The following is a 14693-nucleotide window of genomic DNA, read 5'->3' on the forward strand; positions in this document are numbered from 1 at the left end:
GGTATATTAAAATTATGTGATAATGTCAAAAAAGATAGAAGGATCTTAATCCTTCTATCCAATAACTTTAATTGTTTCACCAATCATTCTTTCAGCCCATACAGGATACAAATTCTGAATATAATGGACTCCATCCTGTTGATAATACTTATCCTCACCATGATTTGTGATATCTGAAATATCTACATAATTCCAACCATTTCTTTGACACATCTCTTGTAATTGACTATTATAATCATCCGTTTTAGACCATTCAGAATGTTCTTCAACCGCAGCCGGCGTAGTACAAACAATAGAATTAATAAATATATTCGCATTGGGACAAATCTCTAAAACACCCTTTACTTTTTCTTCATACAAATCCCCATACGTTCCATTCTCAGTCTTTAAATCCAATCCCATATCATTCACTCCATATGAAAAATAAATATTAGAAGGATTGATTTCTTTTAATGCCTCACTATAATCCGAAATATTCAAAATCGTGTTTCCTGCAGCCGCAAACACACGATTCCAAGGCAAATACCCATAAGACACAAATCCATATACACGAGAATCGCCATAAATGGCATAATCTTCAAACATAGAAAATACATCTAATGCCCCATCTTTAACCATGGTCAATTTTTCTTCAATACGCTTATCCGTTAAATGCTTAGACAATTCTTTTGTATCCAAACTCTCCTGTTCCTTAATATAAGAAACACCCTCATTATGACTTTCACAACCCGTAAGTAAACAAATACATACAACCAAACCGATAATCCCAATTTTTTTCATGTTTATATCCCCTTTAGTCAAATTATATCATAGAATTTATGATATAATTGAAGTAATCACAATCAAATTATAAGGGGCATAGGGATTATGAAAAAGTATATATTCACCATTTTAAAAGGATTCGTTCTCATCGGATTCATTATTTTACTATCCACAAATTTCTCATACGACAAAGACAGTACGAAAACTATGGAAGAAGTGCAAAGTAAAACCATAGAAAACATCAAGCTTGATGGACTTAGCCAACAAGACAATTTAAGTATGAAACGATTTCTAGACTTAGATCCATCACAATATGAAAGTGTTATCTACTACAAATCCAACGACGCTATGAGTGCCAGTGAATTTGTTTTAGTGAAATTTAAAGACCATTCTCAACAAGAACCATTTAAAGAAACCATTGAAAAAAGAGTTAAAAATCAAAAAGGCATCTTTGAAGGCTATGCACCACAACAAGCCGAACTATTAAAAAACGCTATTATTGATATTCATGGAAACTATGGCATATATGCAGTAAAAGAAGATGCAAACACAATGAATGATCAATTCAAAAAAGTATTGAGTGAGGGGGAATAAAGTATGGTATTCACAGATTTAATCTTTTTATTTTGTTTCTTACCCATTAGCGTTCTACTCACAAAACTCATCAGAAACGTAAAACTACAAAACATTCTATTAGTCGTATTAAGCCTACTCTTTTATGCATGGTCCAACCCAATCTATGTTGTACTACTCATTCTATCCATTCTATGGAATTACTTCACGGCATTTGAACTAGAAGCGCAAAATGATGAAAAAACTAAAAAAATACTACTCATAGTATCCGTAGTTGTTAACCTATTCATTCTTGGCTTCTATAAATATACAGGATTTTTAATGGACATACTCCATATACAATCCGATCTTAAAATCGCTTTACCCGTAGGACTATCCTTCTTTACATTCAGTGAACTCTCATACATATTCGATGTATATAACGGTAAAAGTAAACCACAAAAAAACATCATACTCTTCACACTCTATGTAAGTTTCTTTGGAAAAATCAGTATGGGACCCATTGTTTCCTACCACGAAATGGAAGACCAACTAAGAAATAGAACCCTCTCAAAAGCACAATACGCATCTGGCATGGTTCTAATCAGTAAAGGTTTAATAAAAAAAGTATTGTTAGCCGACCAATTATCTTATGTCTACTCCATACTTCAAAATAACACTTCCACTCTAGGCGTATGGCTATTAGCCATTTCCTACATGCTACAAATCTATTTTGACTTCTCCGGCTATTCAGACATGGCCATTGGACTCTCAAAATTTTTTGGCTTTGACTTCAAACCAAACTTCGACCATCCATACACAGCCACATCTGTACAAGACTTCTGGAGAAAATGGCACATATCCCTATCCCAATGGTTTAGAGACTATCTATACATTCCATTAGGTGGTAATCGCGTAGACAAAAACACATACATAAGAAACATCTTTATCGTATGGTTCTGCACAGGACTCTGGCATGGCGCTAACTGGACATTCATTCTATGGGGACTCTATTATGGATGTCTTTTACTCCTTGAAAAATTCTTCTTAAGAGAAAAACTCGAAAAACTTCCAAAACCAATATCCCACATCTATACATTACTCGTAGTATTAATTGGATGGGTATTCTTTATGAGTCCAAATATCACAACTGCATTTTCAACACTTGGAAAAATGATAGGTATAGGCACAACAACATTCGCAAACAACCAAGCCAAGTTTATGCTAAAATCCTATTTCATAGTATTCGTACTCGCCATTCTACTCAGTACAAAAGTCTATGACAGAATTCAAATCTTTGTATACAACCAATACAAAATGAAAGCCGTATACACAACATGGACAATCTACATAATTCTATTAATTGTATGCATCGCATTTATTGTAGGAGGAACATACCATTCCTTCCTATACTTCGCATTCTAGAAAAGGAGGTCTAACATGAAACATAAATATTCAAGCATTATGGCAAGTAGCCTAACCAAAGTTGTTAGTGTAGCAGCAATAGCAACAATGACAGTAAACATCATCATTCCTGACCATAAACAATCCGAAACAGAAAATAGACCCCTACAAACCTTTCCATCATGGAATACAGAACACGTATTATCCGGGCAATACACAAAAGACTTAAATACATGGTTCTCTGATCAATTCGTATGTAGAGATCAAAACATACACATTAAATACTTGATTCAAAAAACATTTGGCGTAAAAGAAATACAAGACATATTCCTTACTAAACAAGGCCTTATAGAAAAAACAGCCAAACCCAACAAGGAACAACTCGAAAGAAATCTAAACGCCATAAACACATTTAAACAAAACTATCCAGAACTCAACGTAGGATTTGTGACTGCACCAAATGCTGTAAGCATAAAAAAAGAGTACCTGCCAAAATATGCAGTTACCCTAAACCAAGATAAACAAATAGACAACATCTATAGTAAATTGGATGATTCAATTGTTAAAATAGATTTGCGAAATACATTAAAAAAACACAAAGACGAATACTTATATTATAAAACGGACCACCATTGGACAAGCCTTGCATCCTACTATGCCTATCAAGACATAGCCAAAACATTCAATCTTGAAACAACCAAACAATCCGACTATACAATATATCCAGTCACGACAAACTTTGAAGGAACACTCGCCAACAAAACCGGAAGTGTAAACATCAAAGACGAAATCAATATCTATGTACCAAAAGATAAATGTGATTACGTCATCACAGACGAATCCACAAACAAAAAATCAAGAACCATCTATCACTCAGACGCACTAGAAACAAAAGACCAATACACAGTCTTTATGGGAGGCAACAAAGCCCTATTCCACATCAATGTAGACAACAACTCAAAAAGACACCTACTATTGATTAAAGATTCCTATGCGAATAGTCTAATACCATTCTTGATTCCACAATTTAATTCAATAACAGTAATAGATGCAAGATATTACTTTGAAGACTACAAAAGACTCATTAAAGACGATTTAATCACAGATGTATTATTTATGAATAACGCAAATACATTCGTACAAGATACTTCCCTAGCCGACATGTTAGAAGCAAACTAAAAGAGCTTAAACGCTCTTTTTTATATCCAATAAAATTAGAATTAATGAAGCACCCAAAATAATATGACCAATACCAGCAATACCAGAAATAACTGCAGATACTACATCCAAATCCAACACTTGAACAATACCACGAACCACTAACATAATAGCCGTTATCTTTATTTCGAATAAACGGTTAACTTCAGTAATGATCATTACGCATTCTATTGCTTTTAAATCATTAAAAATCCGAGTAGTTTACCTTGCCATAATTCTTTGTTATGTTCGGTTTAATCTGAAGTTCAACTTTTAAAGAACTGTTTTATAATCATAAGTTTTTATACAGAAATATAATAGATACTATCAATATAAGATTCATCAAAAAAACATGTGGAAATCTAAAGATAATCTTTACAAAAATACCGCTTATCCAATGAAAAATTTTTTCTATTTTACAATTGTTCTTTTTCTCTGCAACATTTAACGCTTCTTCATATGTTCTATGTTTAGAAACCACTTTATATCCTGAAGATACAGAATAGTAACCATCACCACTATCAAAAGCATAATAATAGGGCCTATTACAATTTACATAGCACCCGATATTTTTATCAACAATTTTCGAGACAGAATACAATAACAAAAATACAGTATTAAACATGATTAGTCCAAAACTTAGAATGACAATTAATGGCACTTTTATCTCGTCTAGCGATTTAACATGAATTATACCGGAAACAATATTAGATAAACTTGTCAATCCTCCAAAAAAGACAAAGATAATTGCCGAAAACAATCCAACGATAGTAATAATATTTGAATTTAACGAATTCGTGGTTTCATCTAATTTATTTTGAAATTCTATAATTGTAGTATTAAACTGATTCATAACATTATTTTCTATCATCGTATTACTATTGTTAACCATTTTATAATTATATTTAATTCTAGTTTCTTCTAAAGAAATATGATCATACAATTTTTCAAGTTTCTGTACAATATCTTCTAAGCAATATTTTTTACTACTTATTTTGCTGATTTGTTCTTCATATTTTTTTGATTTTATAAGAATCATAAATTCCTTTATATTAAATAATATGTAGATGATTGAATCTTCACCTTGATCAAGTTTAGAATTAATAATTTTAGATATTGTACTATATGAATGCCTACCATTTTTCATATAATATTCAACTATTAAAGTAATTGATTTTTCTATATATTCATCGTCATCACAAAAATTTTCTCCGAAAATGCCAATTAACTCTTCTGTTTCTTTTAACATAAGCAAACCCCTTATTTATATATTTTATCTGGATTTTTAGAATAATATGTCCTAATCTTTTCAACATCTATTTCTTTATTAATGCTTGTATCAGCCCAAGGCTGTTCACTATGAGTTTTTCTTACCAAGTAGAACGGATTATGAACATTTTTATAAGCTTCTATAACTTTATATATAATTGATTTGAAATTTGGAGTTATCCCTTCTGAATCAGTCAATTTTATAGTCATTTTATCCTTATCAAACGAAATCTTTTTAAATGTTTCTTGTTTAGGTATTGGATCTCCACCATATAGATTATATCGATAGTACACTGAAGTAATAACAGGACCATACTGCCAAGCAATTATTGGATCACTAAAACATTTATCACCTATTTCAACCAAAGAAGCTGCTTGAACGTAATACAAAATTTTTTGTAATTTCAAATTGCTGATTTCTATTCTGTTATCATTGCAATAATTAATAATATAACATGCCACTTCTATTGCATTATACATAATTTCTCACCCTTACTATAAGTAAATTCATTTTATCATAATCAAAATCATAATTTTTAAAAATTTCAATAAAAATAACAAAAAGTAAATAATACATTGTTAAATTTGCCAATCTGATTCAAAAAAATTATCTAAGACAAATTAAACTATACGCTTTACAATCAAACTATCACACACTCTTTTTTATATCCCATAAAATCCTAACTAATGAAACACCCAGAATGATATGCCCAATACCCGCAATACCTGAAATAGCAGCCGATACAACTTTCAAGTCTAAAACTTGAACAATGCCACGAACTACTAACATAATAGCCGTTAAATTAAGACCAACATTATAAAACAACACTGCACGATTGGTTTTTAAATTAATGTTAATCGAAACCAATCCAAGAATCAAAAAGAACATCATACCCAAGATAAAATAATGTGTATGAACAACCGATAAAGTCGTCCAAGCAGTATAACCATTCATCTTTGTAAATTCACGATAAAATACTCCACCAATCATAGCCAATACTGCATATACAATTGAATAATTAATATATCGTTTCATCATTAACACCTCTAAATCGAACACATTATGGACCTACCATAATCAAACATCAACAGATTTGCCCATATAAATAGAATGTGAGATTTTATTAAATGAGCCATGCTAACTAGTTATGTAAACAAAGAAAAACTTTCCCACAGTACGATCTAAAAATAATTCATTGCCATTTTTTTGAATACAATATGTGAGTAGGATATAATGACTTTGCGTATACAATAGAAAGCCAGGGGTATATTTCGATGAAAAAAAGTTTATGTAAAAAAATTTTTGAAAAAGAATTAAAAGAAGAACAACAAATTTTAGAAAACGATTATCTTAACAAAAAGAAACGACTTCAATATGAAATGAAGAAAATAGAAAAGAAATATGGGATAATAAAACAAATCTTTTATTTGTTCCCAAATTCAGAAATAATTGGAATAGATTGCAACAAAAACAACGATGAGCTTTTAATTGTAATAAACAGTAATGACACAATCTATCTCTTTGGTGAGCATTATCAATGTTTAACAAATTTGCCTAGAATTTTTTTAAAGTTTGTGAAGCAAAAGAAGGAAATTCCTCAAAAAAATATATCAAAATTTATGATATTCTAATGGAAGATAATAACATTGGTAATGGAACGATTGCAATGAAAGCATTGATTAAATATGCAACGAAAAATAATATTAAATGGATTGAAGGGTATCTCTCATCGGTCGATAATGACCATGCTGATAGAAGAAATCATTACTACAAAAAATTTGGTTTTGAAATAAAAGGCTCCTCTATTCGATTAGAGATAACACCTCAGAAATAGCAATATTATAAATTGTAATCATGGTGGATTTTTTGCTACCGAACGACTAATAGCTCATGTATACCTTTTAAAAGTATTTTAGGCTTATTAGAAAACATCTTTACGTTTTTTCACAACATATATTAAGTGACAGTAACTAGTGTTTATATATAGACAGATTTTCAAAAATACAACTTTATATATCAAATTAAAAAGCCAAGATTTTCCCTTGGCCTCATTGTAATATAATTTTTTCAGTTTCTGTCACAACTTATTTAGCTCCCATGATTATACAAACTATAATCAAAATCAAAGCCTAAAATGTGCATTGCAGCTTTACATCTATTTGATTTGTAACAAATCATTCTATAATTGCTTCCAAAACGAAATACATATAATTTTGTATCATACGATATTTGCTTATCCTTTGGAAGCATATTGGCAATACTCTCTTTCATTTCACTGTATGCAATTGTTTCGTAACCCCCTGCTTGCTTTCTCTTTAATTTTAAATCATTCCAAGTACTTTGAGAATATTGTTGCAAGCTATGTAACAAAGCAAAATATATTTCATTTTCTTTACCGCCACGATTCTTTTTTAAATATTCAATATTATAGTGCTTATCTGAGGTAATGTATTGAAAACTAAAAAACATCGAGGTTTCTGGCACTTCACATACTTTTGTATTAAAATTAAATTTAGATATTTTTTGCTTTGCTGGTTTATCTTTAATTTTCACTGACATAATTTTTAATAAAATAATCTTTTATAAGATCATTCTTTATTTCATGGTTTCTCTCAGTTTCCATCCATGGTTTTTCATTATGAGTTTTATTTCTTAATCCCCAAGCTGAATATTGTCCAAAAATGCTGTAAACTTCTTTTAATATTTTTTCATCTTCAGGCTTAATAGATCCATCATAATCCCCATTATACTCAATTCCTCTAGAACGATTTACTTTATATTCTTGATACACTTCGTTAACTACCGGTCCATGATCCCAAGCTAATATTTTTTCAGGAAATAAAGGTATACCTTTAATCGCTAAAAAACATCCTTGTGCATAATAAAGTAACTTTTGTAATTTTAGATTAGAAATCAAATCCGCGTCTTCTTGGTCCATTGTAATTTGATTATAATATAAAAACCATTTTGCAATTAAACTGGCTTTATACAATCCTTCTCTTTCCATGATAATCTCCCCTGTTCAAATACTTAGTCATAATATCTCAAAAATCATTCAATTTGTAAATATAAATTTAAAATAATTTACTTATTAGCTATAAATTATCGTTAGAACATAAAAAAAAAGAGAACCTCAGTTCCCTTATATAAGAAGTGCTACCACCTTAAACACAAATACTACAACCAACAAAATCCCAATCCACTTAATGAACTTAAATGCGACTTTGATTACAAAATAAATTAAGGCTATTGAAACCACAAAACCAAGAATGTCTGACATCTTTCAACCTCCAATTTATCAAATATTTTAATTGATTTTTACCTTTCTTTCAATACTAGCCTTTGATATAATTTAAGTCACCAATAAAACAAGGAGTGATACAATGCGAACACCAGACTTAAACTGGATCAAAGACCCACGCGTCTTTCAAGTAAATAGACAACACGCTTATAGCGACCACATATATACAATTGGAAAGGACAAAAAGCCAAGCTCATTCTCACTAAATGGAACATGGAAATTCAACCTTTCAAAAAATTATGATTCATGCTTTAAATTCTTCTATAACACAGAATTTAATGACTCCAACTGGAACGACATCCAAGTGCCTGGACACATCCAACTCCAAGGATTCGATAACCCCCACTATACAGACGTTACCTACCCTTGGGATGGGCATGATGTGGCAAAACCCGGACAAATTGATATGGACAAAAATAAAGTCTATCAATACCGTAAAACATTTGATTGTCCACAAGACTTTATTGGAAATAAACTTATCCTATCCTTTGAAGGTGCAGAATCCAACATCTACGTATGGCTAAATGGTAAATTTATCGGATACTCTGAAGATTCCTTTACCCCAAGCCGCTTTGACATTACGAAATACACACAAGAAAAAGATAATGTACTCTGCGTACGCATCTTTCAAAAATGCACAGGCACATGGCTAGAAGACCAAGACATGTGGCGCTTTACAGGCATATTTAGAGATGTCATGATCTATAAACAACCAAGCCTTCACATACAAGACTTAAAAATCGATACAGACATCAATCTAGACACAAATAAAAGTGTTCTTAGTTGCGTTTGTAAAATGAGTAGTAATGAACCCCATACACTACAAGCCAAACTATACGATCCACAAGGAAACATCGTATGGAATGGCAATATGCAAGATACATTTGAAATCCCTGTAGAAAACACATGTCTATGGAGTAGTGAATTTCCTAATCTTTATCAATTAAAATTAGTATTATACGATACAAACAACGAAATCATAGAATCCATTCAAGAACAGGTAGGCTTTCGAAAATTCACACTTGAATATGGCATTATGAAACTCAACGGAAAACGAATTGTATTCCACGGCATCAATCGCCATGAATGGAATCCAAAAACCGGAAGATGTTTATCTCAAGATCAAATGGAAGAAGACATCCACATGTTAAAATCACTAAACATCAACGCCATAAGAACATCCCACTATCCAAACAACAGCTATTGGTATAAACTATGCGACCAATACGGAATCTACGTCATTGACGAAATGAATCTAGAAACCCATGGAGCTAATGACATCCTTCCACAAAATAAAACCGAATGGACTGATTGCCTATTAGACCGTGCTAGAAGCATGTATGAAAGAGATAAAAACCATGCCTGCATCTTAATGTGGTCACTTGGAAATGAATCTGGAAGTGGATCCAACTTTATGATCCTACACGACTACTTCAAAGAACAAGACCCATCAAGACTTGTCCACTATGAAGGAATCGTACAAGATCGTACATTCGAAAACGCATCCGACATTGAATCTAGAATGTATACATCTCCAGAAAATGTGAAAGCCTATCTAGAAAGCCATCCAATGAAACCATTTATGCTATGTGAATATATGCACGCCATGGGAAATAGTCTTGGAGGCATGGAAGAATATACCAACCTAGAAGACGAATACGAACAATACCAAGGCGGCTTTGTATGGGACTATGTAGACCAAGCCATTTTAAAAGACGGACAATACTATTATGGACAAGACTTCGACGACTATCCTAACGACTCCAACTTTTGTGGAGACGGCATCCTTTTAGCCAATCGAGAAGAAACCGGCAAAAGCCAAGAACTAAAACAACTCTATCGCTATGTCGACATGGAAATCCATTTCGATTCCGTAACAATCCGAAACAAAAACCTATTCTATGACCTAAGTAAAGACACCTTTATTTTTGAATTGAAACAAAACGGACTCGTTATTCAATCCGGCATCTTTAAAACAAGCGTAGAACCAGGCACCACAAAAACAATGCCCGTACAATTTAAACAAATCAATACCCCAGGCTATTACACAAAAACCATCTACTACAAAACACCATTAGGCATTCAATCCTTTGACCAACAAGTCTTTGAAGTCAAACAAGACCACCCCAAAGAAAAAGCCATGCTCGTAGTAGAAGGAAAAGAAACCATTGGCATTCAATTTATCGATACTGAATACTTATTTGACAAACGAAAAGGTTTAGTATCCATTCAAGTAAATGATGAAGAAATACTCAAACAAGCACCAAAGCCACTCTTCTACAGAGCTTTAACCGACAATGATCGTGGTGCCAAACAAACCTATGCCAACTGGCTAAATGCCAGCCTATTTCAAAATGTAGTCGGCTTTAAAATGATACGAAACTCCAAATGCGCACAAATGATCTATACAATACAACTTGAATCCATTGAAGAAGAATGTAAACTCGTCTACACAGTCTACAACAATCAAAGTATTCAAATCCAATTGCACCTAGACAAAAACTCACAAAGACAAACACTACCACTCTTTGGAATCGAGTTTGCTCTAAAAGAAGAGTTCAAAAACTTCGCCTATTTTGGAAAAGGCGAAAAAGACACATATATAGATCGAGACCATGCTCTAACCGATTTCTACTTTGAAAACGTAGACACAAACTACATTCCATACTTAAAACCACAAGAACACGGTAACCACACAGACTGCAAATGGTGCAGCCTATCCAACGACACCATTCAAGTAAACATCAAGTCTGAAAAAATGGAATGCATGGCAAGCAAGTATTCCTTTATGCACCTATATAATGCCAACCACACATTTGAACTTCCACAAACCAACACAACCCATCTAAGAATCACAAAACAACAAATGGGCGTAGGCGGAATCAACAGCTGGGGTGCAAAAGTACAACCCCAATATTTGATCGATCAATCGAAAAACCTAGACTTTACATGTACACTTTACATTTCAAAGAAGGATTAATTTCCTTCTTTTCATTTATACGTTCAACACTAATACGTATTGTATATACACGTGTATTTTGATATACTATATGCGCAACGAGGACACATATGCCAATGACGTCAAAGGATATGGAACGACTTATCCTTGCGGATGGATGGGTATTAAAAAGCCAAGTGGGTTTCCAACATCCGACAAAAAAAGGTAAAGTGACTATACCATTTCACACAAAAGGTTTATCAAAGTCAACTGAACAATCCATTCTAAAACAAGCATGGCTTAAATGACTCTGCTTGAATATTTTAAAAAGGAGGCAAACATTATGTTGTCAATTTATCCAGCTTGTTTCTTTGAAGAAGAAAAACATTACTCAGTTATTTTTCCAGACTTCAATTATCTTTCTACATGTGGAGATTCACTACAAGACGCAATGGAAATGGCCGTAGATTGTCTAGCCGGTGCATTGTTCAGCGCAAAACTAGACAATGAAGATATTCCAATTCCTTCAAAGTTAGAAGAAATTGATCCAACACAAATCGCATCTGAACTTGAATTCGAATTTAAACAATCTTTTGTCACACTTGTATCTGTTGATGTTGAAGAATATGCAAAAACACATTTCAATAAAGCTATCAAAAAAACATTAACCATACCCGAATGGTTAAACAAAGAAGCTATGAGCAAAAAAATCAATTTTTCGCAAGTCCTTCAAGAAGCATTGATTGCCAAATTACACTCCATGTGAATTATAAATAAAAAACACATTATATAATCAAAATCCCATATTTTTTATTAAGATATGGGATTTTAAAATTATTCCTTTTTTACATTTGGCTTACAATTCAAACAAACAACTAATCAAAACTGTTCCTAATAATTATCATGTTTGAATATGATCATCATTACTATTCTGTCCCCTATACTTATTATAAACAGGAAGTTACATTAAAAGCTTCATATTTCGATATTATTATCTGCGATTCTATGAACCATCTGGTCTGTACGCATAAGCGTGCTCATAAACCATTTCCAAAATATATAACAAAGGAAGAGCATATGCCTGAGAGCCATCTTTATTACTACCTGGAAAATAAAATGAATGCAGAAGCATACAAAAGTTGGGCAAGGAGCTATTATCCAAATGTTTATGAATTTATTTGTAAGGTTATTGGTACACTTCGTTATGAAGCACAATCTTATAAGAGCTTTATAAGAGCTGTAATGGAATTCTTCATATGTGTAAAAAAATCCAAAAGCATTTTCAGATACAGCTGCCAAAATCTGTCTGGAATCGCATATTTATACCTATACAGATTTTAAAAAGATGCTTACTAAATTAATCAATGAAAAGAAAACAAATCGTTCGGAAACTCTTCCAGAACATAAGAATATTAGGGGTAAATCACATTTTGAATAAAACTGAAATCAAAGAAGAACAAGCGATTTATATGGATCTATATGAAAAATTAAAATCCATGAAATTTTAAGGCATGGCAGAAGAACTTCGTCTTCAACTGGAAAATCCAAACAGCGATTTAGAATCTTTTCAGGATCGTTTTGAAAAGTTGGTCACAGCTGAATGGAATCTAAGATACAACAAGAAATTTGAGCGTTATTTGAAAAAAGCTAAACTGAAAATACCTGGAGCAACATTTGATGAGAAACTTTATGATACGGATAGACAACTGGATATACCAACAATCGAAAAGCTGAATACTTGTATATGGATAGATGAAGAAAGAAATCTAGTGGTTACAGGAATGACAGGGACAGGAAAAACATATTACGTGAATGCCTTGGCAGTTGCAGCTTTGAAACAATTCAAAGAAGTAAGATATTATTCTGCTTCCAAACTCTTACTGGAACTCAGTGCTCATGAACAAGTGGATGATTCAATTAAATTTTTAGGTATTATGGAAAATATAGCACAAGTAGATTTATTGATTATAGATGATTTTGGACTTATGAATCTTGATGTTGAGAAATGTAGACATCTATTTGAAATTCTTGATTCAAGAGAAAGTAGAAAATCGACAGTGATAGTTTCTCAAATCCCGGTAAAAGAATGGTACGATTTATTTAAGGATTGTACATACGCTGACGCGTGTTTAGATCGAGTTCTATGTAAAGCATATCGTTTAGAATTCAAAGGTGAATCACTAAGAAATCAAAAATTTTAACACACCGACTGACCGCTACAGATACACCGATGGTGCGCTACACGCGCACCATTTTTCCGTCATATGCTTGTAACCAGAAGTGTACATTCTTAAACGATCATTTATGTACACATTTAGATTATCATTTATGTTCTGATTCCATCTCACGATGGAGACCCTTGGTCTTGGCTAGTGGTTGGCCACTGTGATAACAACCCCCACAAAAAACTTTCACTGTCTAGATATATGTCATGCCCTGCGTACAAAAGAGCAGAGATTTCGAATATATAAAAATAGATAGGGATAAATCAACCTTTAAAAGTCATAGGGATTTTGACTCTGAGATAGAGATGACCTTTAAACACTTTTAGGGTTTACTTTCCCTATCTTTTTGTTACAGTATTTTTAGAAGGGATTGGACGTAAAAAAAGGTAGAAATCCAGCACCGATCAAAGTTGTGATTTCTACCCGTCCTCTTAGACAATTATATGATACTGAAAATTACCAACGACTTCAACCTGATTTTGAATAAAGATGATTATCAAGCTTTTGTTAATGCGATTGATTTGCTGTCTTTACATTGTCCTGTTTGTGGTGTCGTTGGCCTTTTTATATTATATGGACACTACACAAGATTTGTGATCATTGATGATCTTTCCAGTGGTGAGTGTAAGATTCAAATTCATGTTCAGCGTATCCAGTGTACTCAATGTAAATCCACTCATGCCTTGCTTCCAACTAATTTTGTCCCTTATACTCAGTTCACTTATCTTTTCATTTACTATATTGTACACTCGATGAGAATGATGATTTGATTACTTCTTTTGAAGTTGCTCTACAAACGATTCGTAAAGTTAAAGCTCGTGTAATCGAATTCTGGGATTCGCTGTTTCCAGACTGGAGAGATTTCAAGCAGGATGACTTGAAAATAGAATCTTTAAAGCGTCACAATATCCTCTTTGGATCCACTAGAAGCTATTGTAAACTTTGTGTACTACCAACAGAGCTGTAACTCTGATTCTGATTTCTTTTGATATTATGTCATTGAAATCAGAAAGGAGATGATCTTATGATCGAAAATGATGCTTT

Annotated in this window: 20 protein-coding genes; 12 read left to right on the top strand and 8 right to left on the bottom strand. The window is 32.5% G+C overall.

The features are described 5' to 3' along the window. Window positions 1–54 precede the first annotated feature (54 nt). Window positions 55–780 carry an SGNH/GDSL hydrolase family protein gene (locus KTQ83_RS03870; protein ID WP_217256237.1) on the bottom strand — a complete coding sequence of 242 codons (726 nt, stop codon included), beginning with the start codon at window positions 778–780 and terminating at the stop codon, window positions 55–57. A gap of 87 nt (window positions 781–867) precedes the next feature. Here KTQ83_RS03870 and KTQ83_RS03875 point away from each other — a divergent pair, with 87 nt between their 5' ends. From KTQ83_RS03875 to KTQ83_RS03885, 3 genes are read left to right on the top strand one after another with little or no spacing between them, the layout of a single operon-like run. Beyond that, a complete protein-coding gene (locus KTQ83_RS03875) occupies window positions 868–1356 on the top strand; it encodes a DUF4358 domain-containing protein (protein WP_217256236.1) in 489 nt (162 codons plus the stop codon). 3 nt (window positions 1357–1359) lie between these two features. Continuing rightward, the gene (locus KTQ83_RS03880; protein WP_217256235.1) at window positions 1360–2739 is read left to right on the top strand and encodes an MBOAT family O-acyltransferase; all 1380 of its coding nucleotides are present in this window, start codon (window positions 1360–1362) and stop codon (window positions 2737–2739) included. Between the two features lie 15 nt (window positions 2740–2754). After that, window positions 2755–3897, top strand: coding sequence for a DHHW family protein (locus tag KTQ83_RS03885; protein WP_217256234.1), 1143 nt, complete (start codon window positions 2755–2757; stop codon window positions 3895–3897). A gap of 6 nt (window positions 3898–3903) precedes the next feature. On the opposite strand, the gene KTQ83_RS03890 is transcribed toward KTQ83_RS03885, so the two are convergent. The 4 genes from KTQ83_RS03890 to KTQ83_RS03905 all read right to left on the bottom strand — a co-directional run bounded on the left by KTQ83_RS03890 (window position 3904) and on the right by KTQ83_RS03905 (window position 6220). After that, window positions 3904–4095, bottom strand: coding sequence for a DUF2871 family protein (locus KTQ83_RS03890; protein ID WP_217256233.1), 192 nt, complete (start codon window positions 4093–4095; stop codon window positions 3904–3906). A gap of 112 nt (window positions 4096–4207) precedes the next feature. After that, on the bottom strand, window positions 4208–5164 hold the full coding sequence (locus KTQ83_RS03895) for a hypothetical protein (RefSeq protein WP_217285022.1): 957 nt from the start codon (window positions 5162–5164) through the stop codon (window positions 4208–4210). Window positions 5165–5175: 11 nt separating this feature from the next. Further along, entirely contained in the window at window positions 5176–5664 is a 489-nt protein-coding gene (locus tag KTQ83_RS03900; RefSeq protein WP_217256895.1) for a Panacea domain-containing protein, read from the bottom strand. 169 nt (window positions 5665–5833) lie between these two features. Beyond that, window positions 5834–6220: a DUF2871 domain-containing protein gene (locus KTQ83_RS03905; protein WP_217256899.1), complete on the bottom strand. Its 387-nt coding sequence runs from the start codon at window positions 6218–6220 to the stop codon at window positions 5834–5836. Between the two features lie 239 nt (window positions 6221–6459). Here KTQ83_RS03905 and KTQ83_RS03910 point away from each other — a divergent pair, with 239 nt between their 5' ends. After that, window positions 6460–6816 (top strand): hypothetical protein, encoded by a 357-nt coding sequence (locus tag KTQ83_RS03910; protein WP_217256896.1) that lies wholly within the window; start codon window positions 6460–6462, stop codon window positions 6814–6816. Next, window positions 6816–7019 carry a hypothetical protein gene (locus KTQ83_RS03915; RefSeq protein WP_217256897.1) on the top strand — a complete coding sequence of 68 codons (204 nt, stop codon included), beginning with the start codon at window positions 6816–6818 and terminating at the stop codon, window positions 7017–7019. The genes KTQ83_RS03910 and KTQ83_RS03915 overlap by 1 nt, the downstream gene beginning before the upstream one ends. 254 nt (window positions 7020–7273) lie before the next feature. Here the strand turns inward: KTQ83_RS03915 and KTQ83_RS03920 are convergent, their stop codons facing one another. The 3 genes from KTQ83_RS03920 to KTQ83_RS03930 form a co-directional block, all read right to left on the bottom strand. Continuing rightward, window positions 7274–7744: a hypothetical protein gene (locus tag KTQ83_RS03920; RefSeq protein WP_217285023.1), complete on the bottom strand. Its 471-nt coding sequence runs from the start codon at window positions 7742–7744 to the stop codon at window positions 7274–7276. After that, window positions 7728–8192 carry a Panacea domain-containing protein gene (locus tag KTQ83_RS03925; RefSeq protein WP_217285024.1) on the bottom strand — a complete coding sequence of 155 codons (465 nt, stop codon included), beginning with the start codon at window positions 8190–8192 and terminating at the stop codon, window positions 7728–7730. Before KTQ83_RS03925 ends, KTQ83_RS03920 begins: the two co-directional genes overlap by 17 nt. A gap of 135 nt (window positions 8193–8327) precedes the next feature. Next, the gene (locus KTQ83_RS03930) at window positions 8328–8465 is read right to left on the bottom strand and encodes a hypothetical protein (RefSeq protein WP_217256843.1); all 138 of its coding nucleotides are present in this window, start codon (window positions 8463–8465) and stop codon (window positions 8328–8330) included. A 103-nt stretch (window positions 8466–8568) separates the two neighbouring features. Between KTQ83_RS03930 and lacZ the strand changes: the two genes are divergently transcribed. The 7 genes from lacZ (at window position 8569) to KTQ83_RS12260 (ending at window position 14616) form a co-directional block, all read left to right on the top strand. Continuing rightward, a complete protein-coding gene (gene lacZ, locus KTQ83_RS03935; protein ID WP_217256842.1) occupies window positions 8569–11466 on the top strand; it encodes a beta-galactosidase, LacZ type in 2898 nt (965 codons plus the stop codon). An 89-nt stretch (window positions 11467–11555) separates the two neighbouring features. Then, window positions 11556–11732 carry a type II toxin-antitoxin system HicA family toxin gene (locus KTQ83_RS03940; protein WP_244975760.1) on the top strand — a complete coding sequence of 59 codons (177 nt, stop codon included), beginning with the start codon at window positions 11556–11558 and terminating at the stop codon, window positions 11730–11732. A gap of 35 nt (window positions 11733–11767) precedes the next feature. Then, window positions 11768–12190: a type II toxin-antitoxin system HicB family antitoxin gene (locus KTQ83_RS03945; protein WP_217256841.1), complete on the top strand. Its 423-nt coding sequence runs from the start codon at window positions 11768–11770 to the stop codon at window positions 12188–12190. Window positions 12191–12327: 137 nt separating this feature from the next. Beyond that, window positions 12328–12765, top strand: a complete 438-nt coding sequence (locus tag KTQ83_RS12700) for a Mu transposase domain-containing protein (protein WP_425331022.1) — start codon at window positions 12328–12330, stop codon at window positions 12763–12765. Window positions 12766–12935: 170 nt separating this feature from the next. After that, the gene (locus tag KTQ83_RS03950) at window positions 12936–13625 is read left to right on the top strand and encodes an ATP-binding protein (RefSeq protein WP_217256840.1); all 690 of its coding nucleotides are present in this window, start codon (window positions 12936–12938) and stop codon (window positions 13623–13625) included. Window positions 13626–14092: 467 nt separating this feature from the next. Further along, complete coding sequence (locus tag KTQ83_RS12255; RefSeq protein WP_244975761.1) at window positions 14093–14419, top strand: DUF6431 domain-containing protein; 327 nt, start codon at window positions 14093–14095, stop codon at window positions 14417–14419. After that, window positions 14416–14616, top strand: coding sequence for a hypothetical protein (locus KTQ83_RS12260; protein WP_244975762.1), 201 nt, complete (start codon window positions 14416–14418; stop codon window positions 14614–14616). The genes KTQ83_RS12255 and KTQ83_RS12260 overlap by 4 nt, the downstream gene beginning before the upstream one ends. Window positions 14617–14693 lie beyond the last annotated feature (77 nt).

It is taken from the genome of Holdemanella porci (assembly GCF_019052655.1).
GTDB lineage: Bacteria > Bacillota_I > Bacilli_A > Erysipelotrichales > Erysipelotrichaceae > Holdemanella > Holdemanella hominis.